The 25128-nt window shown below is 43.3% G+C and carries 23 protein-coding genes; 7 read left to right on the top strand and 16 right to left on the bottom strand.

Going from position 1 to position 25128, the window contains the following annotated elements; all coding sequences use genetic code 11:
• Positions 1-33 precede the first annotated feature (33 nt).
• Both DW251_RS04315 and DW251_RS17880 read right to left on the bottom strand, forming a co-directional pair.
• On the bottom strand, positions 34-3609 hold the full coding sequence (locus DW251_RS04315) for a DUF5717 family protein (protein WP_118300348.1): 3576 nt from the start codon (positions 3607-3609) through the stop codon (positions 34-36).
• Complete coding sequence (locus tag DW251_RS17880) at positions 3606-3767, bottom strand: hypothetical protein (protein WP_182433575.1); 162 nt, start codon at positions 3765-3767, stop codon at positions 3606-3608. Before DW251_RS17880 ends, DW251_RS04315 begins: the two co-directional genes overlap by 4 nt.
• A gap of 101 nt (positions 3768-3868) precedes the next feature.
• Here DW251_RS17880 and DW251_RS04320 point away from each other — a divergent pair, with 101 nt between their 5' ends.
• Positions 3869-4387, top strand: a complete 519-nt coding sequence (locus tag DW251_RS04320) for a DUF4364 family protein (RefSeq protein WP_021870740.1) — start codon at positions 3869-3871, stop codon at positions 4385-4387.
• Positions 4388-4537: 150 nt separating this feature from the next.
• Here DW251_RS04320 and yihA read toward each other — a convergent pair whose 3' ends face one another.
• From yihA to tig, 5 genes are all read right to left on the bottom strand, one after another.
• Complete coding sequence (gene yihA / locus DW251_RS04325; protein WP_021870741.1) at positions 4538-5170, bottom strand: ribosome biogenesis GTP-binding protein YihA/YsxC; 633 nt, start codon at positions 5168-5170, stop codon at positions 4538-4540.
• A complete protein-coding gene (gene lon / locus DW251_RS04330; RefSeq protein WP_118300349.1) occupies positions 5167-7479 on the bottom strand; it encodes an endopeptidase La in 2313 nt (770 codons plus the stop codon). The genes yihA and lon overlap by 4 nt, the downstream gene beginning before the upstream one ends.
• A 93-nt stretch (positions 7480-7572) precedes the next feature.
• Positions 7573-8901: an ATP-dependent Clp protease ATP-binding subunit ClpX gene (gene clpX, locus DW251_RS04335; RefSeq protein ID WP_021870743.1), complete on the bottom strand. Its 1329-nt coding sequence runs from the start codon at positions 8899-8901 to the stop codon at positions 7573-7575.
• A gap of 32 nt (positions 8902-8933) precedes the next feature.
• Complete coding sequence (gene clpP, locus DW251_RS04340; protein WP_021870744.1) at positions 8934-9515, bottom strand: ATP-dependent Clp endopeptidase proteolytic subunit ClpP; 582 nt, start codon at positions 9513-9515, stop codon at positions 8934-8936.
• A 140-nt stretch (positions 9516-9655) separates the two neighbouring features.
• Entirely contained in the window at positions 9656-10942 is a 1287-nt protein-coding gene (gene tig / locus DW251_RS04345) for a trigger factor (RefSeq protein ID WP_118300350.1), read from the bottom strand.
• Positions 10943-11202: 260 nt separating this feature from the next.
• Between tig and DW251_RS04350 the strand changes: the two genes are divergently transcribed.
• Positions 11203-12270: a LacI family DNA-binding transcriptional regulator gene (locus tag DW251_RS04350; RefSeq protein WP_118300351.1), complete on the top strand. Its 1068-nt coding sequence runs from the start codon at positions 11203-11205 to the stop codon at positions 12268-12270.
• A 94-nt stretch (positions 12271-12364) separates the two neighbouring features.
• Here DW251_RS04350 and DW251_RS04355 read toward each other — a convergent pair whose 3' ends face one another.
• Positions 12365-13000 (bottom strand): RpiB/LacA/LacB family sugar-phosphate isomerase, encoded by a 636-nt coding sequence (locus DW251_RS04355; protein WP_021870747.1) that lies wholly within the window; start codon positions 12998-13000, stop codon positions 12365-12367.
• A gap of 88 nt (positions 13001-13088) precedes the next feature.
• A complete protein-coding gene (locus tag DW251_RS04360) occupies positions 13089-13433 on the bottom strand; it encodes a cupin domain-containing protein (protein WP_021870748.1) in 345 nt (114 codons plus the stop codon).
• A gap of 160 nt (positions 13434-13593) precedes the next feature.
• Here DW251_RS04360 and DW251_RS04365 point away from each other — a divergent pair, with 160 nt between their 5' ends.
• The 5 genes from DW251_RS04365 to DW251_RS04385 all read left to right on the top strand — a co-directional run bounded on the left by DW251_RS04365 (position 13594) and on the right by DW251_RS04385 (position 18856).
• The gene (locus tag DW251_RS04365) at positions 13594-14313 is read left to right on the top strand and encodes a GntR family transcriptional regulator (protein ID WP_021870749.1); all 720 of its coding nucleotides are present in this window, start codon (positions 13594-13596) and stop codon (positions 14311-14313) included.
• A 1-nt stretch (position 14314) separates the two neighbouring features.
• Positions 14315-14983 (top strand): deoxyribose-phosphate aldolase, encoded by a 669-nt coding sequence (gene deoC / locus DW251_RS04370; protein WP_021870750.1) that lies wholly within the window; start codon positions 14315-14317, stop codon positions 14981-14983.
• 209 nt (positions 14984-15192) lie between these two features.
• Positions 15193-16254 (top strand): NAD(P)-dependent alcohol dehydrogenase, encoded by a 1062-nt coding sequence (locus tag DW251_RS04375; protein ID WP_118300352.1) that lies wholly within the window; start codon positions 15193-15195, stop codon positions 16252-16254.
• Between the two features lie 114 nt (positions 16255-16368).
• Positions 16369-17307, top strand: a complete 939-nt coding sequence (locus tag DW251_RS04380) for a GTP-binding protein (RefSeq protein ID WP_021870752.1) — start codon at positions 16369-16371, stop codon at positions 17305-17307.
• Between the two features lie 181 nt (positions 17308-17488).
• Positions 17489-18856, top strand: coding sequence for a sodium-dependent transporter (locus DW251_RS04385; RefSeq protein ID WP_118300353.1), 1368 nt, complete (start codon positions 17489-17491; stop codon positions 18854-18856).
• Positions 18857-18956: 100 nt separating this feature from the next.
• Here DW251_RS04385 and DW251_RS04390 read toward each other — a convergent pair whose 3' ends face one another.
• The 7 genes from DW251_RS04390 to DW251_RS04415 are packed head-to-tail and all read right to left on the bottom strand — an operon-like array spanning position 18957 to position 24976.
• On the bottom strand, positions 18957-20141 hold the full coding sequence (locus DW251_RS04390; RefSeq protein ID WP_021870754.1) for an iron-containing alcohol dehydrogenase: 1185 nt from the start codon (positions 20139-20141) through the stop codon (positions 18957-18959).
• A 14-nt stretch (positions 20142-20155) separates the two neighbouring features.
• Entirely contained in the window at positions 20156-21019 is an 864-nt protein-coding gene (locus tag DW251_RS04395; RefSeq protein WP_118300354.1) for a ketose-bisphosphate aldolase, read from the bottom strand.
• Positions 21020-21065: 46 nt separating this feature from the next.
• Positions 21066-21695, bottom strand: a complete 630-nt coding sequence (locus DW251_RS18070) for a PTS fructose transporter subunit IIC (RefSeq protein ID WP_207663352.1) — start codon at positions 21693-21695, stop codon at positions 21066-21068.
• Positions 21637-22158, bottom strand: coding sequence for a hypothetical protein (locus tag DW251_RS18075; RefSeq protein WP_207663353.1), 522 nt, complete (start codon positions 22156-22158; stop codon positions 21637-21639). The genes DW251_RS18070 and DW251_RS18075 overlap by 59 nt, the downstream gene beginning before the upstream one ends.
• A gap of 14 nt (positions 22159-22172) precedes the next feature.
• On the bottom strand, positions 22173-22490 hold the full coding sequence (locus DW251_RS04405) for a PTS fructose transporter subunit IIB (RefSeq protein ID WP_021870757.1): 318 nt from the start codon (positions 22488-22490) through the stop codon (positions 22173-22175).
• Positions 22491-22961 (bottom strand): PTS sugar transporter subunit IIA, encoded by a 471-nt coding sequence (locus DW251_RS04410; protein ID WP_021870758.1) that lies wholly within the window; start codon positions 22959-22961, stop codon positions 22491-22493.
• The gene (locus DW251_RS04415) at positions 22958-24976 is read right to left on the bottom strand and encodes a PTS sugar transporter subunit IIA (RefSeq protein WP_118300355.1); all 2019 of its coding nucleotides are present in this window, start codon (positions 24974-24976) and stop codon (positions 22958-22960) included. The genes DW251_RS04410 and DW251_RS04415 overlap by 4 nt, the downstream gene beginning before the upstream one ends.
• Between the last annotated feature and the right edge of the window lie 152 nt (positions 24977-25128).

Raw genomic sequence — 25128 nt, forward strand, 5'->3', positions numbered from 1 at the left:
TGAAATCTTTTTGGATCCCATTTCAAAAACACGTCAGTTCACAGGAAATAGGATCCCCAGGGCAGCTGATCGTTTTACATAATCTTCCATTGCCCCTAAAAGCCCTTCTGCATCCTGCTTTGCCACTGCCTCTGACATCTGGTTTAAGCAGGCAAAGCGGCTGTTTTCTCTTCCGGCTCTTTCCGGGTCACAGCAGGTACGGCCTTCTTTTACAAGAACAGCGCCCTTTTCGCCCCGTTCATAGATCTGGTATTCTAAAAGTTCTCCCTTAAACAGGGTCAGTTTCTTTACATAAATGCCCTGATATACCCGTTTCATCTCTTCCCTGGTAAAATGGTCCTCCTGGGGAAGGATACGCATTTCGATCCAGGGCTGTACATTTTTGTCTCCCCGGTACTCGATCATGGTCTTATCCATAATGTCTTCCGGGATAGAAACAAACCGTCCCAGATCCTTCATATATGGAAATACCATTTCTGACTCTAACAGAATATTTACCATGATCTGCAGCTGTTTCTTCTCATCTGCCGTGATCTCTGCCTGTCCTGCATAGTAACGGGTAAGAGCCAGCAGATAGATCGTAGGGATCTTTTCCTTGCCAGGATCCGCGCCCACTGCATTTTTCAGGTACTGGAAGATCTGACTGTCGATCTCCTTTTCTTCCAGGAAATACTGGATACACTTCTGGGTAAAATATGCTTTTACCATACTTTCCCTGGTGCGCTTGCGCTTCATGTAAAGGTCAAATACAGAATCAATCTGGTCACAGCTGCCTGTAAACAACATCTGAGCTAACAGACGTTCTTCCAGATCATAGGTTTCCACATGTTCCCCTACTGCCTGGATCAGGATCTCATACATCTGGGAAGTGGTCCCGTTAAAATGTTCACAGAGATAATCTAAGATCACGCTGTCCGCTTTTCCAGCCTCAAACACTCTCCAGGACAGTTCCAGTAAACGGTCATCCTGGTCAAACAGCTGCTGTAAGATCATACGGGTACAAAGCTTTAACAGCTTCTCCGGATCCACATCTTCTATTTCATAAGTTAAAAGCATATTATATGCTTCTCTTAAATAATTACAGTCTATAAAGATCTCACAGATCTTTCTTCGCATGGACGGCTCCAGCAGGTCCTTATCTAACTGGATCAGGAAAGCGCACCGCTCTTCTTCTTCCTTGGAAACAGCCTTTTTACAGTAATATTCTGTTACCAGATGAAGAAGCTTTTTCTCAAATACAGGATTCAGCTTTAACTGGCTTAAGGTATCTTCTAAAAGAAGGGCTTCCTCCTCTTTTTCCACGCCTTTTTTTAACACAGCCTCACAGGCGCGAAGCTTTAAGATAGGATGATCCGGATATACCTCATAACAGCGGTCAAGGAGCTCTTTCCGGTCCATGACCGGCAGTTTCCGATGGCTTATATTCAGATATCTTCCCCCATATGCATCCTGGAAAAACAGGACTGTATTCTTAGAAACAGCCGGAACATAAGCTTCCCCATGTTCTAATAAAAATGCCTCTTCCTCTTTTAATTCCTCACAGCGCACGATCACATATTTCATTCTCGGATCATCACATTTTACGCGGCTGGAACAAAGGATCTTTGGCAGGATCCCTGCAGCCCTGGGATCGATCATATCTGTATAGATCATGTGCTCATAGATCACAGCCAGACAGCCGTTCATTCTGCCTGCAAGCAGCTGTTCCATGGCAAACTGCTCCATTTCCCGCACATAGACCTGATACAGTTCCGTAGAAGGGTTTACATACTGTAAAATGTTTTTATACAGCACACTTTTATTGGCCTGGTCTAAAGATTTATCATAAGAGAAATACAATAGCACTTCTTTTGGAAGGGCATGTCCATAATCATCCGGCAGAGAATAAAGGAAATATTCATAAAGCCTTGTAAGATTGATATGGGCTTTTAAGGCCTTCTCATACCAGCCAAAGGCGGATCTGTCTTTCTTTTCTCCCCGGATCAGAAGACCGCATAATGCCTCTAATACCTGCATTTCCGGATAGGATCTGTATAAATTTACTAACAGTCTTTCCAGGATCTTCCTGTAATGCTTTACCTCTGAAAGGGATAAAGCAGCTTTTACAGCCAGGTTCTGGTCCAGCCAGCCATTTTTTAATCCACCAAGGAAGACCTGGATCTCAAATTCTCCCATTTTTACAAACAGATCCGGATGCATCTTAAGAAGGCGGCAGGCCAGTCCATATAAAAACGGGCTTCTGCAGCCATATCCGAACATGGAGCGCATCTGTTCATAAAGCTCCAGCGGATTTTGCAGGCAGGTCCTGTCTGTTTTTACTAACAGGTTAAGAAGCCAGCCATCCGTTTTCCTGTTTTCATTTAAGAGCTTACGTATGTAGCGGGCCAGTGCTGCCTTTTTCTCTTCAGAAGAAGGCTCATTTAACAGCTCTAAATACTGATAAAAGCAGTAGATTTCCGGTCTTGTATCCCTGCATCTTAAAACAGGATCTCCGATCTCTGCAAGAGCCGCTGTATACGCATCTTTTCTTCCTGCTTTAAAAAGCTGTTCTGTCCGCCACAAACGTACAGCTATATCTTCCGGATATCTGGCACGGAGATTTTCTGTTTTCTTTAATAACCCGCTGTTTACAGAAAAATCTCCCTCATCTGTAAATTCCTGTTTCAGGCGCAGACGGGAAAATTCACAGACAGATGCCTTATCTGCTGTTTTTTTCTCTCTTCCATCTGCTCCCTGAACATTTTTCTTTATTACTTCTACAGGGAAAACAAATTCCTGGCGCAGGGAACGGATGCGCACAGAACCAAAGTTTCTTCCGACATGAAGATATTGTGGAAGGATCTGGTAATGGATCTGGCAGTTGCCCTGGTCAAACTCACGGGTGGTCACTGCATTTTTTTCCACAGCAAGAAAATCCCCGTCTGCTTCTACCTGTATTTTTACATAGCCCCAGCCACTGGCTGTAAGCCCGATCACACCTTCTGTAATGGTTTCCGGTGCATTTAACAGGATCTTTTCCCCGTCTGTACGCAGGGAAACCGCTTCCTTTACATGAAGAGCTACTAAAAATTCCTCTAACAGATTATTTCTGCCGTTTCTTCCCTTTAAACCCTCATAGATCGTCCTTGCCTGCACATCCTGCATAAAAGGCGCTTCTGTAAAATCCTGATATTCAAACAGGCGCAGGGCCAGTTCCCAGTTTTTCTTTGCCAGAGCTGCAAAATCCCTTGGGGTTTTTAAGCTTCCCAGTTCCTCTGTCCTGTTTCCTGTCTGTATGCGCAAAGAATAAGGAATCTCTTTCTCGCCTCCGTTTGTGACCAGGTAAAAAGATCCCTTAACTGTATCTCCATCCTCTAAGTATCGGGTGTCGATGTTATATATAATGTGATTGCGAAGTCCACCAAATGCTTCGCTTTCTAATTTTACTCTCTCATTTCCGGAATACACCAGCCCTTTAATATACAGGTCATTTCCGCTTTGAACGGAAAATTCTCCCCGCACGGACTCTCCCGGTGAAAGGACCCCTTCGATCCTCTCTGGTTTTATCACCAGCTCTGGCACGCTGCTGTCAATGATCCCGCGGGCCAGGCGGTTGATCCGTTCTCTCATACACTACCACCTGTATCTATATGTACTCTCGCATATTTATCTGTCAGTTTCTCAAATGCCGGATTGCTGTAAGCTTTGCACTCCCGCATTTTTGCTTCGCTTCGATTGGTGCTGAACATTTGCCACTGGCACATAGCACCTAACCCCCATGATAACACAATTCCTTCTGTTTTAAAAGTGAAATCTGTCTTGATTTAAAGAAGCAAACTTGTTATGATAGATAAGAATGTTCAGAAATCTTTTAACGGAGTGTGAAATAATGCTTACGGAACCTATGACTTTATATAAACTGATGAACCTGTATCTGTTAAAACAGGTGAATTTTCCTCTTACCAATGCACAGCTGACCAGCTTTTTTACAGAACACGACTATACTACTTATTTCACACTGCAGCAGGCCTTAAATGAATTAGAGGATGCCGGGCTGATCCACAAAGAAGCCAGCCACTCCAGCACCCGCTATGATATTACCAAAGAAGGGGAAGAAACCTTAAACTTCTTTGGCAAAAATATTTCTCCTGCCATTATCAATGACATGGATGAATATTTAAAGGAAAATAAATTCCGCCTGCGTGAAGAGGTAGGTACCACCGCCGACTTTTACAAAGGTACCAACCAGGACTACATCGTCCACTGTGAAGTACGTGAAAATAAGGCAGTCCTGATCGGGCTGGACCTTTCTGTTCCTGACAAAGAGCAGGCGGAAGCTGTATGCGGCGCCTGGAGACGTAAAAGCCAGGAGATTTATTCTCATGTGATGCATACCCTGCTGTCTTAAATTTTGAGAAACACTGTGATCATCCATGACCGCCGCACCTGCGATATACTGGCAGTCAATCGTAATAAATCATCAAAAAACACGACCTGAGAGTTTTTCTCCCGGTCGTGTTTTTGTGTCAGAGCACATTTTTTATATATGTTCCCTTAATTATTCTTCTGTTTTCTCTTCTGCCTCTGCAGCTGTATTTTCATTTACATCTGCCATGGTATCTTCGATCAGCCTCCAGATCTCATCTCTTCCCTGCTTTGTTTCAGCAGAAAACGGGATAATGATCCCATCTTTTTCCATTCCAAGACCCTGACGGACGATCTTTACATTTTTCTGGATCTGGCTGCGGTTGATCTTGTCTAATTTGGTAGCAATGATCACCGGATGATAGCCGTTATAGATGATCCAGTCATACATCATCTTGTCGTTGGCAGATGGTTCATGACGGATATCGATCAGAAGAAAAACCAGTTTTAACATGGCGGAGTTTCTAAGATAACGCTCGATCATCTTGCCCCATTTTTCCTTGGCTTCCAGTGAAACCTTGGCATAACCATATCCAGGAAGATCCACGTAGTACAACTCTTTATTGATATTGTAAAAGTTAATGGTCTGGGTCTTTCCAGGCTGGGAAGAAGTTCTTGCGTAGGCTTTCCGGTTCATCAGTGCATTGATCAATGAGGATTTTCCTACATTTGACTTTCCTGCAAAAGCGAACTCCGGCAGTGTGTTGTCCGGAAGTTTGCTGGTAACACCGCAGACTGTTTCCAGATTTACATCTCTGATGATCATACAAATGCCTCCTTTATTACTTCATCCATATTTTTAACATAAACGATCTCCAAACCTCTGGTGATCTCTTTTGATAATTCTGCCATATCCGGCCGGTTCTTATCCGGAACCAGGACTTTTTTAATGTGGGCCATCTTGGCTGCCAGGATCTTCTCCTTCAGGCCGCCGATCGGAAGCACTCTTCCTCTTAAGGTAATCTCACCGGTCATAGCCACTTTTGCCAGAACTTTCCGTCCTATTACAGCAGAAAGCATAGCTGTTGCCATGGTAATACCTGCAGACGGGCCATCCTTTGGAACTGCACCCTCCGGAATATGCAGATGCAGATCATGTTTTTCAAAGTAATCATCTGCCACCTGGTAATCCGGACAGATCGAGCGCACATAAGTCAGAGCGATCTGAGCTGACTCCTTCATTACATCACCCATCTGACCTGTCATAAGGAGATTTCCTTTTCCAGGCATCACATTTACTTCGATCTGTAAGGTATCGCCGCCTACGCTGGTCCATGCCAGACCTCTTACAATACCTACTTCATCTTCTTCATTGGCATCTTCAAAAGAGACTCTCTCTTTTCCAAGATATTTTTCCAGATTTCCTTCATTTACACGGATCGGTCCCTGCTTCTTTTCCAGATATTTTCTGGCTGCCTTGCGGCACACATCCCCGATCCGGCGCTCTAAGTTTCGCACACCGGCTTCTCTGGTGTAATTGTGGATGATCTTTTCCAGACACTTATCGGAAAATACGATCTGCTGTGGTGTAAGGCCATTTCGCTCGATCTGTTTTCCTACCAGATAGTCCTTTGCAATGTGGAACTTCTCATTTTCTGTATAGCTGTTTACCTCGATCAGTTCCATACGGTCAAGTAATGGTCCCGGTATGGTCTGGGTGGTATTGGCAGTGGCAATAAACAGTACCTGGGAAAGATCCACAGGAACTTCTACATAGTGATCGCGGAATTTTACATTCTGCTCCCCGTCTAATACTTCCAGCAAAGCAGAGGAAGTATCTCCCTTGTAGTCACTGCTTACCTTATCGATCTCATCTAAAAGCATCAGCGGATTGGCAACTCCTGCCTGGCGCAGTCCTTCTACCAGACGTCCCGGCATTGCCCCTACATAAGTCTTTCTGTGTCCACGGATCTCTGCCTCATCTCTTACACCGCCAAGGCTGATGCGCACATATTTTTTATTTAATGCTTTTGCAACAGATCTTGCAATGGAGGTCTTACCGGTTCCTGGCGGACCTACTAAACAGATGATCGGGCTTGTACCCTTCTTGGTAAGAGAACGCACAGCCAGATACTCTAAAATACGCTCTTTTACCTTTTCCAGACCATAATGATCCTCATTTAAGATCTTTTCTGCATGGCGGATATCTTCGTTATCTTTGGAAGTTTTCTTCCACGGCAGTTCTAAAAGAGTCTCTATGTAGGTCCGCAGCACATTGGCTTCTTGGCTTCCGGCAGGCATGGTACGGAAACGGCCGATCTCTTTTAACAGCTTTTCCTTTACTTCTTTGTCTGCTTTTAAGCTTTCTGTTTTCTTCTGATACTCATCTGCATCAGATAAAGGATTATCCTCCCCTAACTCCTGACGGATGATCTTCATCTGTTCTCTGAGGATATACTCTTTCTGGTTCTGGTCAATATCTGCTTTTACTTTCTCCTGGAATTCCTTTTTTATACGGTAAACTTCCATTTCTGTCATAAGGGTCTGAAGGACAGCCTCATATTTTGCAGATATGCTGGAACACTCTAAGATCGCCTGGCATACGGTATAATCCCATGGCATCTGGATAGGAATCTGCTTTAACATCTCCTTCAGATCACCGATCAGCAGCAGCGCCGGAAGTGTTTCCTTTGCCACTCTCTGATTGACAGTTCCATATTCTTCCAGTTTATCCTTTAAAATACGGAGCATTGCCTCTCCGGCAAGAGGTTCTGTATCTTCTTCCTCTTCCCCCATGAGGCTGATCTCACCCATAAGATAAGGTTCTTCCGTATCAAAGCAGAGAAGTTCCGCTTTTTCCAGACCTTCCACTAGAACGCGGACGTTTTTAGAGGGAAGCTTTACCAGCTGTTTTACTACAGAAACGGTACCGATCTGATACAGATCCGAAAGTTCCGGATCCGGTATCTCCGGACGCTTCTGGCTGACTAAAAACAGCTTCTGATCCCCTAACATTGCCTTTTCAACCGCTGCTATGGATTTCGGTCTGCTTACATCAAAATGCTGCACCATACCCGGCAGGATGGTCATTCCCCGCAGGGCCACAGTAGGCATTACTATTACTTGTTCTTCCATTCTATCTTATGCACCTTTCAATCTATCAAAAAGAGGGCATGCCGCAAAATAAGACTACTTTACGACAGCCCCCTAATCTTCTCTCGAAATCTATCAGGCGATCTCTCCTTTTTTTCCGCCACGCAGTCTGTCTGCAACAGATTTACGGGCAGTTGTCGGAGCTGCATCACGATATACCAGTTCCGGCTCACCTGTCTTATCGATCACATCTTTTGTAATGGTACAGATACCTACTGTATCATCAGACGGGATCTCATACATCAGATCCATCATAGCATTTTCCAGGATGGAACGCAGTCCTCTGGCACCGATCTTTCTCTTTACTGCCAGATTTGCCACTTCTTCCAGAGCCTCCGGTGTAAACTCAAGTTTTACATCATCCAGCTCAAACAGCTTCTTGTACTGCTTGGTAAGGGCATTCTTCGGTTCAGAAAGAATTCTTACCATTGCTTCCTTTGTAAGCTGCTCTAAGGAAACCATGACCGGAACACGACCGATAAACTCAGGGATCAGACCAAATTTGGTAAGATCTCTCGGCTCTACCTGCCGTAAAAGTTCATCAATATCCATCTCATTGCGATTTACCACTTCTGCGTTAAATCCAATGGAACCTGCGCTCATACGCTGCTCTACGATCTTTTCCAGTCCGTCAAAAGCACCGCCGCAGATAAACAGGATATTGGTTGTATCGATCTGGATCAGTTCCTGATGAGGATGCTTCCTTCCCCCCTGAGGCGGAACGCTGGCAACGGTTCCCTCTAAGATCTTAAGAAGGGCCTGCTGCACACCTTCACCAGATACATCTCTTGTGATAGAAACATTTTCTGATTTCTTGGTGATCTTATCGATCTCATCAATGTAGATAATGCCGTACTCAGCACGTTCAATATCATAATCTGCAGCCTGGATCAGCTTTAACAGGATATTTTCCACATCTTCGCCTACATAGCCTGCCTCTGTAAGAGAGGTTGCATCTGCAATGGCAAAAGGAACGTTTAAGATCTTTGCCATCGTCTGTGCCAGGTAGGTCTTACCGGAACCGGTAGGTCCGATCATTAAGATATTGCTTTTCTGTACATCTACATCCATATGCTGGCAGGAAGTAACTCTCTTATAGTGGTTGTATACAGCTACAGAAAGTACTTTTTTTGCATCATCCTGTCCAATCACATATTCATCCAGAAATGCCTTGATCTCCTTTGGCTTTAACAGGTGGATATCGTTAAAAAGAGGTGCTTCCTCTTCTACATCTTCCTCTTCCTGTTTTCCCAACTCTTCCTCTAAGATCTCTGAGCATAATTCAATGCATTCATCGCAGATAAATACATTATGATTGCCTGAACCGGCGATCATTTTTCTAACCTGATCCTGTGTCCTTCCGCAGAAGGAGCAGCGGATCGTATCATCTGGTCTAATTGGCATACTATATTGTACCTAACCTTTCATTAACACTATTAATGATGTGCAAGGATCTCATCGATCAGACCATACTCTTTTGCTTCCTGTGCAGTCATGTAGTTGTCACGCTCAGTATCACGGGCGATCTCCTCATAACTTCTTCCAGTATTGGCAGCCAGGATCTCATTTAATTTCTTCTTGGTCTTTAAAATGTTCTCTGCAACGATCTGGATCTCTGTTGCCTGTCCTCTGGCGCCGCCAGATGGCTGATGGATCATGATCTCAGAGTTAGGCAGTGCAAAACGTTTTCCCTTTGTTCCTCCGGAAAGCAGGAAAGCGCCCATACTTGCTGCCATACCGATACAGATAGTGGACACATCGCACTTGATGTAGTTCATTGTATCGTAAATAGCAAAACCAGCAGATACAGAACCGCCTGGGCTGTTGATATACAGATGGATATCCTTAGAAGGATCCTCTGCTTCCAGGAACAGCAGCTGTGCTACGATAATGCTTGCGGAAGTGTCATTAACCTCTTCTCCCAGAAAAATAATTCTTTCCTTAAGAAGTCTGGAATAAATATCATAAGAGCGCTCGCCACGGCTTGTCTGCTCAATGACATAAGGTACTAAACTCATATAACCATCCTCCGTTATGATCTTTATATCTGTTTTCCACCCCATAGCGGGAATTTTTCCCAGATATACGTTTAATATACAAAACCAAGGAGACTCTCAGCAGAGAATCCCCCCGGTCTCTTGTGTACAACTTTTAATAATTAAGCCAGCTTAGCTTCTGCTACTAACAGATCAACTGCCTGCTGTACAGCTAAGTCTTCCTTCATCTGCTTAACATCGCTTTCGCTCATGTAGCTCTTTAACTTCTCAACTTCCATCTTGTAAGCTTCTGCCATCTTAGCTACTTCTTCGTCAACCTTCTCGTCAGAGATCTGGATGTTCTCAGCCTTAGCAACTGCTTCCAGAACCAGTCTGGTGCGAATTCTCTTCTCAGCATCCGGACGAGCCTGTTCCTTCATCTGCTCTACAGTCATGCCGGTGTACTTTAAGTACATATCCAGAGACAGTCCCTGGCTCTGCATACGGCGAGCCATATCCTGAACCATGTTCTCAGCCTGAGCGTCGATCATCTTGTCCGGGATCTCCATGGTTGCGTTCTCAACTACCTTAGCAACTACAGCGTCTTCGTTCTTGGAGTTTGCTTCGATCTCTTTCTTCTCAGCTAACTTCTTCTCAACGTCCTTCTTGTACTCGTCTAAAGTATCGAATTCAGAAACTTCAGATGCGAACTCATCATTTAACTCTGGAAGTTCTTTTACCTTGATTTCCTTAACAGTTACCTTGAAGGTAGCTGGCTTTCCAGCCAGATCTGCTGCATGGTACTCGGTTGGGAAGGTTACGTTTACTTCGCACTCTTCACCGATCTTCTTGCCGATCAGCTGCTCCTCGAAGGTATCGATAAAGGAATGGGAACCGATGGTTAATGGATAGTCCTCAGCCTTTCCGCCTTCAAAGCCCTTGCCGTCTACAAATCCCTCGAAGTCGATCACGGTCTGGTCACCGTCTTCTACTCCACGGTCTTCAACAGTAAGCAATCTTGCGTTCTGCTCCTGAACCTTCTTTAATTCAGCCTCAACGTCCTCTGCACTTACAGAAGCGTCAGCCTTCTCTACTTCTACGCCCTTGTACTGGCCTAAAGTAACTTCTGGCTTAACTGCTACTAATGCGCTGTATACGAATGGCTCATCTTTGCCGATCTTCTCGATAGTAACTTCTGGTCTGGAAACGATATCCAGTCCGCTTTCCTTCATAGCCTCAGCGTAGGAAGCGTTGATTGCTTCATCAGCTGCATCCTCATAGAATACGCCTTCGCCATACATCTTTTCGATCATAGCCTGAGGAGCTTTTCCTTTACGGAAACCTGGGATCGCAAAGCGGTTCTTGTTCTTGTTGAACGCTTTCTTGATCGCAGCCTTAAAATCCTCAGCGCTGACTTCTACAGTCAGTTTTGCCATGTTTTTCTCTAATTTTTCTACCTGTACACTCATTTCTACGGGTTCCTCCTTGAAAATATATGTGATTCGCCCATATCCATGAGGGCGCTACACTTCAAGTTAGCATTATAACATGGCAGTCAGAAAAACGCTAGTATTTTTTGATAACTTTCATAAAAAAGCACACAATCTGCTGCAATTTCCGGCAGAACAGTCTCACCAAATAAAGTTCTATCCCCAGAAAACTATTGTTTAATCTTCTTAAAGTCGATATACTTATTTCAGAAAAACTCACAGAGAGGCGGATATAGACTATGTCAGTGACATTAAAAGATGTTGCAGAAAAATTGGGAGTAACAATCACCACAGTTCACAAAGCGCTTAACGGTAAAGAAGGCGTCAGCGAAAAACGACGCGCAGAAATCATGAAAGTTGCTGCGCAGATGGGATACAAAGTTAACTATATGGCATCCTCTCTCTCAAAGAAAAAATTTCACATTGCAGTTGTTCTGCCAAATACAGATGGGGATAACCGTTTTTACTATGGTGCTCTCTGGGACGGCATCCGAAATTATCTGGATACCGTAAGTGAATTTCCTATCACAGTTTCAGAATATGCCTATCCGCTTACCCGTGACGGCAACGGACTGGTCCTGGAAAAAATATTCAACCAGGACTCTGATGATCTCCAGGGATTGATCACCATTGCCATGGACCATGACCGCTCTTCTTATTTCCTGGAAAAATTTGCCAAAAAGCAGATCCCGGTGGTGCTTATTGGCGTTGATCTTCATACAGATTTTCGTCTTTGCTGCATCAAAGCAAATGATACAGCTGTGGGCTATCTTGCTGCAGAGCTTCTCACTGCTTTTCTTCCATCCGGCTATCCGGCAAAGATCCTTATGGCCGGAGACTATGGCTGCCTTGGCATGGAGGATCAGCGCCTTAATATGCAGGCATTTTCAGCTTACCTGCATACCTATGCGCCATCTATTGAAACAGTCCCGTTCCAGGGTTCTGATCCCCTTGCTGTCAGCAAAGAGATCCGGCAGTATCTGACGGTCCATCCGGATACCTATGCCATTTATACCTGCAGTGCCCGTTTTACCTACCATATTTCCCAATGCATCCGACAGTTAGGAATCCAGGACCGTATCCAGGTCATAGGCAACGATCTTTTCACAGAAAGCCGTCAGGCGCTGTCCGATGGCATCCTGCGTGGAGTGATCGACAAAAAAATCTCCAAGCAAAGCGCTCTTGCCGTAAAGACCCTGTTTGATTATCTGCTAAAAAAGGATTATCCCCGCAGCAGCTGTCTGGTCATGGAACCGGAAATAGTGTTAAGGAGCAATTTCCAAAGCCATTCAGACTTGCAAAAATAAACGTACCGACTATAAAAAAACGGTTATTTCCACGGCAGATGACTGCACAGGAAATAACCGTTTTCTCATATTTTATTTTTCTCAGTTTTTATACTTACAGAAGTGTTTCTACGTAAGCCTTGATCGCCTCATCCTTGCAATTTGCAAAGAACAGTTCCTTAAACTTTGGTCCGGCTACAGCGCCCTTTACCAATTCCTGATCCAGTCCCTTGCAGCAGGTGATCACATCTTTAAAGTTGTTGGCTCTCACCTGATCCAGGATCTTCTTGTTTCTCTGCTCCGGTACTACACGCTCCGGCGGATAGCCGTTACCGCTGCCAAAACCAAATAATTTCTCAAAACTGTAACGAAGGTTCAGCTCACCGCCCCATCCGTAATTCTGTGCATATGGCATAGCTACGCAGTTTCCGTCATTCACCTGTGCAAACAGAAATGCATCTGATGGATTGGATACGTGTCCACACACTACATTTGGAAAACTGTTGCAGGCGATCATAGCTCCCTGACCAGTACCACAGCCTGTCACTACAAAATCTGCAGCTCCTGAAGAAAGAAGCAAGGAAGCCAGAATACCGCACTGCACATAGGTAAGCTGTGCCTCGTCATCTGCGGAATACATGCCGTAGTTGTCTACTACATGTCCCATTGGTTCCACTACTCCCTTAAGTTCACGGTAAATGATCTCGTTTTTGCCAGCCTGGCTGTTTTCGTTGATCAACGCAATTCTCATTATTTTATCCTCCTGATCCCTAAAATACATTTTCACCTATAACTGCGTCCTCTGACGCAGCCATATTTTTCTCATCTTGATCTTAATCTTACAGAAAATCTTCTCTCATAGGAGTAAAGATATCGATCAAAATACCATCTTCCAGACAGGTACAGCCATGCATCACTCCGTCCTGCTTCAGCAGCGTATCCCCTTTACTGACTGTATGTACTTCTCCGTCAATGGTAAATTCAAACTTACCGGATGCCACATAGGTGATCTGGGTATGTGGATGGTTGTGCATTGCTCCGATGGAACCTTTCTTAAAGGTATTTTCCACGCACATAACATTATCACAATAAGCTAAGACCCGGCGCACAACTCCTGGTGCTGTCTCCTGTGCCTCTGTTTTTTCATGAAAAACCCATCTTTGATCTTTATTTGGATAGTCCATAATTCCTCCTTGTTGATTTGATTGACATATATAATAAGCTTATTATACGTTCCTTATGGGGATGCGTCAAGAGTTAACGTTTACTTTTTTAAATATAATTCATTAAATTTGCGTTTTTTCTGAAAAATATATATAATGAAGCCCAGGGGGAATACTTAAAATGACAAACAAACCGATCTACATAAAAATATACGATAAATTAAAATCCGCTATCAAGGGCGGCACCTACCCGCCGGGAAGTTTTCTTCCCACAGAGCAGGAATTGGAAACTTTATACCAGGTCAGCCGCACTACTATCCGCAAGGCTGTAAAACTGCTTTCTGATGAAGGTATTTTAAGTGTGCGCCAGGGCTGTGGCACGATGGTCATGGACATCCGCACTACTCAGAATTATAACCAGGTCACTTCTGTAACTGAGTCTTTGCGAAAACGTGGCTATGATGTGACCACAGGAAGCATGATGATCGATGTGATCCCGGCTTCCAGGGATATTGCTGCAGACCTTTTTATACCGGAAGGAACGCCGGTTGCCCGGATCCAGAGACTGCAGCTGGCAGATGGCAGACCAGTAACTTTAATGGAAAACTATATTGAATATGCAAAAGTCCCTGGCATTGAGCAGCACAGCGGCCATTTCGTTGCCCTGTATCAGTTTTTAGAAGAGACCTATGGCCTGATCATCGATGCTACCAGAGACCGTATTTCAGCCAAATCTGCAGATTTCTTAGAAGCCCGTGTCCTGGAAATAGAACCCAAAACCGCTCTTTTAGTGATCCGGCGTATTTCCTATTATCAGGATAAGCCGGTGAGCATTGACCACGTGCGCATCATTGGCAGCCAGTACGAGGCAGAGATCTCAGGAAAAGGAAGGAGCAAATAATATGTGTCTCACAGAACTTGCAAAAAAGATCGACATCAGCTGCGTCCGGGCATTCCATACCCGTGATGAGATCGACTCTATGGTAGAAGCTGCCATCCGGTATCATTTCGCTGCTGTTTTCACCCTTCCTGCCTTTTCTTCTTATGTAGCAAAAAAGCTGGCTGATTACCCGGACATCCACACAGGAGGCGTCATCAGCTTTCCGGGAGGCGGTGATACTATTTCCCAGAAAAGCAGACAGGCAAAAGAACTGCGTGAAGCCGGTTGTAAAGAGCTTGATATGGTTATGAATTTAACAGCTTTGCGGAGTCATGAAGACAATTATGTACTGGAAGATATTGGTGCTGTTCGGGAAGCAGCTGGTAAAGATATCTTAAAGGTCATTATTGAAGCACCTCAGCTGACAGAGGAAGAAATACGCAGGGCAGTAAATTTATGCATCCGGGCTGGTGCTGATTACGCAAAAACAAGCACAGGCTGGTATCCTGCACACCCTTCTGCCCTCTCCCAGGTACAGATCATGGCAGATGAGGCAAAGGGACGTATTAAGATCAAAGCTGCCGGAGGGATCCGCACATTAGAAACCATCCATGCCATGGAAGAAGCCGGCTGTGACCGTTTTGGCATCGGTCTCTCTTCTGCTCTAAAGCTTTTTACGGACCTGTCTTAATGATCTATCCTGTATCTGCCCTTTTAAAGATACCTTTCAATAACCTTTCTGGCATTTGTTCTAAAAAGATACCTGAAACATTGTGAAATATGCCTATAAAGTCACCATTGATTTTATGACCTTTTAGTGATATATTTTTAACTATCAGATGATATTTTTTTAACAAGCAAATACTATATAAACGCATCATTGAAAGGAGAACATTATTTATGAAGGGTTACGCAATGTTAAAAATCGGAGAATCTGGCTGGATCGAGAAAGACCGTCCTGTATGTGGACCAATGGACGCTATCTGTAAGCCATTAGCAGTTGCTATCTGTACTTCCGATGTACATACTCTCTGGGAAGGCGCTATCGGCGACCGCCACAACATGATCTTAGGACATGAGTGCTGTGCAGAAGTAGTTGAAGTTGGTTCTATGGTAAAAGATTTCAAGCCAGGCGACCGTGTATTGGTTCCTGCTATCACTCCTGACTGGAACTCCTTAGAGGCTCAGGCTGGTTTCTCCATGCACTCCGGCGGTATGTTAGCGGGCTGGAAATTCTCCAACTTCAAAGATGGCGTATTTTCCGAATACTTCCATGTAAATGATGCAGACGGCAACCTGGCACTGCTGCCATCCAACATCAGCCCAACTGACGCATGTATGCTGTCTGATATGGTTCCTACCGGTTTCCATGGCGTAGAGCTGGCAGATGTTCAGTTTGGTGATACTGTTTTAGTAGTTGGTATCGGACCTGTAGGACTTATGTCTGTAGCAGGAACCAATATGCGCGGCGCTTCCCGTATTATCGCAGTTGGAACCCGTCCTGTATGTGTAGAGGCTGCAAAGAAGTACGGCGCTACTGATTTTGTAAGCTACAAGAACGGCCCGATCTGGAAACAGGTTATGGATATGACAGACGGCAAGGGCGTTGACAAAGTTGTCATCGCAGGCGGCGGCGTTGAAACCTTCGCAGAAGCAGTTAAGTGCTTAAAGCCAGGCGGCAAGATCGGTAACGTAAACTACCTTGGCTCCGGCGATACCATTGATATCCCACGTACAGAATGGGGCGTTGGTATGGGTCACAAGCAGATTAACGGCGGTTTAATGCCAGGCGGACGTTTACGTATGGAAAAACTGGGCGCTTTAGTATCTGCCAGAAAACTGGATGTTTCCCCATTAAGCACTCATGTATTCAAGGGCTGGGATCACCTGGAAGAAGCATTATTCCTTATGAGAGACAAGCCAGCTGACCTGATCAAGCCAGTTGTTGTGATCGAAGAATAAAGACTTTAATGGCTAAATAGCATACTTATCTTGAGGACGCGCTTCTGGCGCGTTCTCGTTCTACTACAGGAAAACAGAGCACGTACTCTGGGAATTGGGGATTTTGGTTATCATATGAAAATACTGATCGTATCCGGCTTCCTGGGCGCAGGAAAAACTACTTTTATCAAGGCATTGGCAAAACACACAAAAAAAGACTTTGCCATACTGGAAAATGAATACGGTGCCGCTGGCATTGACGCAGACCGGCTGCGTGCAGAAGAAGGTCAGAGCCCTGTCAACATCTGGGAAATGACAGAAGGCTGCATCTGCTGCTCTGCCAAAGGAGATTTTTCCCTGTCCGTTCTCTCCATTGCCAATACCATTGACCCGGAATATCTGGTCATCGAACCTACCGGTGTCGGTATGCTTGGCAATGTCATGGAAAATTTAAAGCAGATCGAATACGAGCATATTTCCATTTTGGCACCTGTGACCATTGCAGATATCTACAGCTACCGGCGCTATTTAAAAGAATATCCTGCTCTTTACGAGAACCAGATCAAAGATGCCGGAACTATTTTCCTGTCAAAGTCCGAACAGGCTTCTGCTGAAGAAAAAGAAGAAGCCAGACAGGTCTTAGCCGGGATCAATCCCACAGCTACGATCTATACAGACCACTACTCTTCTCTTCCTGAGAAAGACTGGCTGCGGCTTCTTGAAACAGGGTATGACGGACGGTTGTACCAGGTAAAGGCAGAAGAAACCGAAAACCTTCCGGATACCTTTTCCATTGAAAACGCCTATTTTTCTTCCCCAGAGTCTCTTCTTATATTCTTAGAAGATCTGATCCGGGGACAGTACGGAAATATTTTCCGCGCCAAAGGACAGATCCTTGCCGGTTCCCAGTGGTTTCAGTTTGATGTAGCCGACAGCCGTTATGGCATTACAGGCTGTGAACCCCAAAAGACTGGAAAAGCTGTATTCATCGGCACAGAGATCCACAGACAACCCATCCGCCGTGTGGTATTAAGTAAGATGATCCAGAAAAAAATCGTCGTAAAAAAACGATGAACATTGACAGTCTGAGCATACCTGATCTTCCCAAAAACGCCTTTCACCAGGCGTTTTTTAATGTTCTCTTTTTAAAAAGTGTCTGGAAACATATGCCTGTAATTGCATTTTATCTTCTCCTATGTTAAACTGTTTTAGATATAGCAAAATCATATTTATAAAAATAAAGGGGTTAAATCACATGAGCAAAAACAAACGAAGTACATTCTCCGGAAAACTGGGCTTTGTACTGTCTGCTGCCGGTGCTTCTGTAGGACTTGGAAACATCTGGCGATTTCCGTATCTGGCTGCCAAATATGGCGGCGGCATCTTTTTACTGGTCTACATCATCCTGGCTCTTACCTTCGGCTACACCATGATCATGGCTGAGACATCTTTGGGACGAATGACCAAAAAGAGCCCGGTAGGCGCTTACCAGAGTTTTGGAAAATCCAAATGGCTCTCTCTTGGCGGCTGGATCAATGCCATTATCCCGATCCTGATCGTTCCTTACTACTCCGTAATCGGCGGATGGGTCATCAAATATCTGATCGGCTATTTCAGCGGACAGGCGCAGACACTTGCCTCTGACACTTATTTTTCCGCTTTTATCTCCAATGGAGCTTCCACAGAGATCTGCTTTATTGTTTTTACCTTCTGCACCTTAGGCATCATCTACGCAGGTGTGCAGAATGGTATTGAACGTGTTTCCAAGTTTATGATGCCGGTCCTGGTAGTTCTTTCCGTGATCATTGCCATTTATTCTGTTACCAGACCTGGTGCTTTGGAAGGCGTTAAATACTTTCTGGTACCCAATCCGGCAAACTTTTCCTGGATGACAGTTGTTTCCGCCATGGGCCAGATGTTCTACTCTCTGTCCATTGCCATGGGTATCCTGGTGACTTTCGGCTCCTACATGTTAAAGGATATGTCCATTGAAGACTCCACCCAGAATGTAGAGATTTTCGATACTGCTATCGCCATTATGGCAGGTCTTATGATCATCCCTGCAGTATTTGCTTTCTCCGGCGGTGATCCTGATACACTGAACGCCGGTCCTGCACTGATGTTTATTACCATTCCAAAAGTATTTGCCAATATGGGCCTTGGAACCGGTATCGGTATCCTGTTCTTCTTACTGGTATTATTTGCAGCAATGACCAGCTCCATCGCACTGACCGAAAGCGCCGTTTCTACCTTTGAGGATGAGTTGTACTGGGGACGTAAAAAATCTACCATTGTTATGGCAGTGATCATGGTATCCCTTGGTTCTTTATCCTGTCTGGGATACGGACCTTTGGCAAATGTGACCATCATCGGCATGCAGTTTCTAGATTTCTTTGATTTCCTCACCAACTCTGTGATGATGCCGATCGCAGCCATTGCCACCTGCCTTCTGGTCTCCAGAGTCATCGGTGTAAAAAAGATCGAAGAAGAAGTCACCTTAGAAGGAAAGCCATTCCGAAGAAAAAAGATCTTCTATTTTATGATCCAGTACCTGTGCCCTATCTTTGCAGCCATTATCCTGATCAGTTCCGTGGCTAATGCATTTGGATGGATTTCTATGTAGTTTTTACCAATAACTCTTATATTGTTTCCTATGCCAATTAAAAGACTGCTGCAAAATGGATTTTCTCCGTTATGCAGCAGTCTTTATACTATTTACCTTATTATTTTCTTTCTGTACACAGTTTATAAATATCAATCATCTGAGACTTTCCGATCTTTACAAAATTACCTACTGGAATCGTATCCCCATAAGTTGCCTTATCGGCCATTTCTTCAAACGCATCTGTCGGTAATCCGGCATCTTCAAACGTCAAAGGCATTCCCAGTTTTTTAAAGAATTCTCTCATACGTCTGATACCTTCCAGACATATTTCATCTTCTTCTCCATATGCCAGATCTACATCCCATACTCTTACTGCAAACTGCATAAAGCGTTTTTTATCATGACTGTAAACATATTCCATCCATGCAGGATATACAATAGAAAGACTTGCTCCATGAGCAATATCGTAAAGTCCGCTCATTTCCAGCGCGATACGATGGGACGCCCAATCCTGTACTCTTCCTGTATTTAATAATCCATTATGAGCGAGAGTTCCTGCCCAGACAATTTCGGCTCTTGTGTCATAATTTTCCGGCTCTTTTAAAGTTTTCTCTCCATTGGCAATAATACTGCGAAGTGCTGCTTCACATAACCGATCTGTCAGATCCACATGTGTTGTGTTGGTAAAATAGCGTTCCATAATATGGGTCATCATATCTACAACTCCACAGCCGATCTGGTATGCAGGCAATGTAAATGTAAGTTCAGGATTTATAATGGCAAATACCGGGCGGATCAGGTCCAGATTAATACTCTTTTTATACCATCCATCTTCATTTGTAATAACAGAGCTTAAACTTGATTCACTTCCAGCTGCCGGTATAGTACAAATTACGGCTGTTTTTAGGGTTTTCTTTGGGGTATCTTTACCAAGATAAAAATCCCAGACATCTCCCTCATAAGGGACACCAACACCGATTGCTTTCGCAGTGTCAATAGCACTTCCGCCACCGATCGCAAGGATAAAATCAATTTTCTCATTGCGGCATATTTCAATTCCTCTGCGCACCAGACTTAGCCTCGGATTTGGTTTCACGCCTCCCAATTCCAGAATATCAATTTTCTGCTGTTTCAATGAACTGCTTACTGCATCAAAAAGCCCATTTTTCTTAATACGGTCTGAGCCATATACTACGAGTACCTTATTACAGTCACTGTATTTTCGTATTTTCTCTCCAACCTGTTCCTGCGTACCTTTTCCAAACACAATTTCTGTCGTATTAGAAAATTCAAAATTGATCATATTTCTTCCCGTCCTTATCTGTATAATTCTGCCTTTCCCAAAGATCCAAATAACTCCATTTTCTCCCGGATCACCTGTTTTGCATCATTGATTCCTGGAGTCAATACTTTAGCAGGAACAAATCCACCTGTTTCCTGAATCACTTCATCTACCTTCTTAAAGAACGCATATTTAAAATCACTTGAAATATTCACTTTTCGGATTCCAATCTGGCATGCCCTACGGATCTCATCATCCGGATTGTTGCTTCCACCATGAAGGACTAATGGTACAGGTGCAACTTCTTTGATCCGCTCTAACAGCTCCAGCTGAAGTTTTGGCACAAATCCTTTTGGATAGATTCCATGCGCTGTTCCAATTGCAATTACAAGGCAGTCAACCCCTGTTTTGGTTACAAAATCAATGACATCTTCCGGATTTGTATATGTAACATTTTCTACTCCACCTTCATCTGAGTTACTCATAACTCCGATGGTTCCAATCTCACCTTCCACTGATACTCCTACCATATGTGCCAAGTCTGTTACTTCTTTTGTGAGGCGGACATTTTCCTCATAAGGCAGTTCTGAACCATCAAGCATAACTGATGTGAAACCTGCCTGGATCGCTTTCATACACTGTTGAATGGTTTTTCCATGATCCAGATGAAGAACAAAGGGAACTTTACTGTTAGATAATCTTGCCCTTACATACTGATAAAAATCTCTTGTGGCAAAATCAAATTCACCTGGTGCTACCTGTACAATGGCCGGCGCATTCTGCGCTTCTGCCTCTTCTACCACTGCACGAAACAGTGAACTCTCCGTTGCATTAAATGCACCTACTGCAAACTGATTTTTGTCTGCTACTTTTAACATTTCCTCCATATTGATCAGCATATTTATTTTCCTCCTTAAATATTATTTATTCTCCCATTCATTTCCCTTAAAATGTTTCTATTTTGATCTCCCCATCATCTGAAGCTGCACCAGTCTCTGTTCCTAAATCTTCAAAGCTTTCATCTTCCTCGGTTACAGGTTTTTTAAGCAATGATAAGATGACTCCTGTTATCACACTGCCGATAGCAAGTGCCAGACAGAACTTTGCCGGATTAGTAAACAACGGTACAGAAAGCATTCCGCCATGAGGTACTGGTGAGCCGCATCCCCACATCATAGATAAACCACCTGCAACTGCGGAACCACATACACAGGAGAAAACCACACGAACTAAATCTCTTGCTGCGATTGGAATAACGCCTTCTGTGATCATGCAAAATCCCATAGGAACAGCTGCTTTTAAAGCTTCCTTTTCTGCCTTTGTATATTTATTTCTGGTAAGGAGACAGGAAATAGCAATTCCAAAAGGAGGAATCATGGAACCTACAAATTTAACTGCTTCTGGTTCTAAAACTCCATCCACCATAAGTCCATTTACAAAAGTTGACATTGTCTTATTAACAGGACCACCAAAATCAAAACATGCCATTCCACCTAAAACTGCACCAAATACAAATTTAGAACCATTCTGAAGACCACTGATTGCTGCTGTCAGCGTTACCCTGAAGCCATGCAAACGGCTGCCCTACTACTGTAAACATAAGAACAGATGCTACTGCCGTTACAAGTACAGGAATCACCATAACCGGCATCAATCCCTGCATTGCGCTTGGAAGCTTTACATATTTTTTTACAGCCAATACCAGATAGCCAACTAAAAATCCGGCTACGATACCACCGATAAAACCAGCTTTAATTTCCGTACAGATAAAGCCAAGAATCAAGCCAGGTGCAATACCAGGTCTGTCTGCTATAGAATAAGCAACACCCGCCGTAATAACAGGAACTACTGCCGACATTCCAAAGCCACCGGCTTTATACAGATACCAGCCAATACCTGATGTAGAATTACGAACATCTCCGTCAATAAACTGTCCTAAAGCCATACACAATCCAGCAGCTACTACTAAAGGAATCATATAACCAATTGCTGTCAATACATGTTTCTTAATAATTGCGATCACTCCATGTTCTTTCATAGTCCTTCTCCTTTTTAATTTTTGTTTTCTAACGCTTTTTCTACTTTTTCAATAAAACCGATGGCATTTTTGATCACTGCTGCCGTCCCCACTCGGATCACCGGTTTTCCCTTAAAGCGTTCTTCTCCTGAGATCTTTACATCTACCGCCAGGATTACTACATCAGCTTCTGCAATCTGCTCTGATGTCAATTTATGTTCCGTCCCGATCGTTCCCTGGGTTTCCACAACACATTCATGGCCTCTGGCTTTTGCTCCCTTTATCAACTTTTCCCTTGCCATATAGGTATGTGCTATTCCTGCGGTACATGCTGCTACTCCTACGATCTTCATTCACTGCTCCCCCTTTCTGTTAAATAAAGTGAATATTTCTGCTTCACTCTCTGTGTTTAATAATGTTTCTATTACCTTCTCATCACAAAGCGCTATAGCTACCTGTGATAATAATGAAACCAGCTCTGATGTATCTTTATCATTTACAGCAAACATAACAAAAGCTCTTGTTGTTCCTTCTCCCAGCGTCTCCCATTCAATTCCCTTATCCAGTCTTCCTACTGCCATAGCAGTCTTGCCTACAGCAGCTGTCTTTCCATGAGGGATCGCAACCTGATCTCCAATTCCAGTAGGACCTTCACTCTCTCTTTCATACACAGCTTTAATATATCCAGCTTTGTCCACCAAAACTCCGGCCCGATCAAACATCTCCGCCATTTCTTCAATTACTTCTTTCTTATCCCTTCCCTTCATGTGAAGGTTAATACATGACCTGTTAATCACATTTTCAATAGTCATTTCTCCTGTCATTTTCCTTCCTCCCCTTTTTCTCTGCTACTGTTTACTGCAGCCTGAATCCTTCGATTCATTTCTACTGCCAACCAATGCCCATCCTGCATATTCCGGATTGCTTCCACTTCTGCTTCTTCATCCCACAGATCCAGAAAAACACTGTAAAACTTTACAGTTTCCTCCTTCATTCCCATAGAATCATCCAGATTAAATGCAAGAAGAAATATAACATCTGCATCTTCGTCTTCCTGCCATTTCACTGGTCGTTTCAATGTGGCAACCATAACCGCAGGCCTTATAACACATTTGGCATTTCCGTGAGGGATCGCAACTCCTTTTCCAAGAGCTGTAGGTGCTGTTACCTCATGTTCCAATACAGACTTTTCAAATTCTGCTGTAACGTAACCACTGTCCTCTAATTGTTTGCACAGCATATGAAGCAGTTCGTTTTTATCATTTATTTCAAGATTCAGATGCACAAATTCTTCACAAAAAAGATTTTTCTGGATATGCAACTGATTACAGGGCTGTTTTGTTTTCAATTTTCGTCTTCTTACCTGCTTCATACGATTTTCAATATTTCGTATGTCATACTGGGTCATCAGGCAATCTACAACCACTACTTCTTTTCCATAATAAGGCGTATCCAATTGCATTGTGGTGATCACCAGATCACAGGAAACTGATTTCAATTTTCTTATTTCCCTTATAGAAAGAACTTCTGTAATACAGAGATCACTTATATTACGCTCTAACTGTTCCCGCAGGATCTGCGACATTCCAATTCCGTAATCACAGATCACACAGGCTGAAACTCGGGAAAGGCTGCGCTCTATAGCACCTCCTAAAAGTAATGCAAGACTGCACATTTCATGCTCATTTAATTCCAATCCCAATTCTTTCTCAAAATATACGCCTGCCCCATAAACTGCTGCAAAAACATTTGGATATTTTTGCTTTACCTGTTTTAAAAGCGGATTTACAATTTTTATATTGTACTGTAACCTTACGATCATGGAACGCAGCTGTAAAAACAAAGTTTTTGAAAAAAACAGATCCTGTCTGAGATTAACATTTACAATATCACTTAACAGTGAGATCAAACGTATACTGAAATAGCAAAGTTCTATATCATCTGCTTCACATTGCAGCATCTGCTTTTCATCCTGAAAGATCTGGATATCAGAAATCCCAACTGCGAATTCAATAAATTGTTTCTCTGTATCCTGCAAAGATAAGCTATAATTTCTTTCCAGTTCTTTGATCAACGTTTCCGTAATATGTTTTGTATATCTTTCTTTTACCTTTATAGGTGAAACATCCGGTAATTGAACATTTTTATTATTTCTTGCCCGGACAATGGATAAGGATAATAAGAAAAACATTTGTATATGAGCTTCATATCCAAAAGAAAAACTGTACTGCCGTTCTAAAAAGCAAATTGCTTTGTTGATTCCATTGGTATCAAACCCTTTTAAAAAATCTTCTATCAGCAAATACTCCCCTTTTTGCCTGCATGTATATTTTTCCTTTTTTATCCTTAGGAAAAGATTCCACATCGCAATCCGCCAGGAAAATTCATCACAAAGAATCCAAAATCCTTTTCCCCGTCCCTTTTCCAGGGTAATCTTTCGGTTTTTCAGCCATTTTTCCACCTCAGGTATAAGTCTTTCTGCTGCCGAACGACCCATATATAGATATTTTTGGATCTCTGTATAATTAATCTGTCCTTTTGTAAGAAGATAATAGATCAACAGGCTTTTCTCATCCGCTTCTTCTGCGGTTAACCCTTTACTTTCCAGCTGTCTTGTATATCTCTCCCAGACCTCAGCTTCAATTACCAGCTTTATTCCCAGTCTGGGCTTTTTCTCCAATGTTCCCAGGCTTTCCTTTTTGATCACCTCCTGTATGATCAGTAATTCATTTCTTATGGTTTTCACAGATACCTGCAAGGCCACTGAAATATCTGATACAGGAACAAAATCATCCTGCGCATGAAGGTAATACAGAATATCCATCTGTCTTTCTGTCATGCTTCTTCATTCCCCTTTCCTTTTTGATTTCTGTGAATCTTTAACTTTGTGCCTTTATTATAACAGAACATTTTTCCCGCTCCTTTTTTGTTTTTGACACATTTCCGGTTTTTTACTTTATTTTTTTGACACATTTAAAAGCATTAATGTAT

This window comes from Clostridium sp. AM22-11AC, assembly GCF_003473545.1.
Lineage (GTDB): Bacteria > Bacillota > Clostridia > Lachnospirales > Lachnospiraceae > Enterocloster.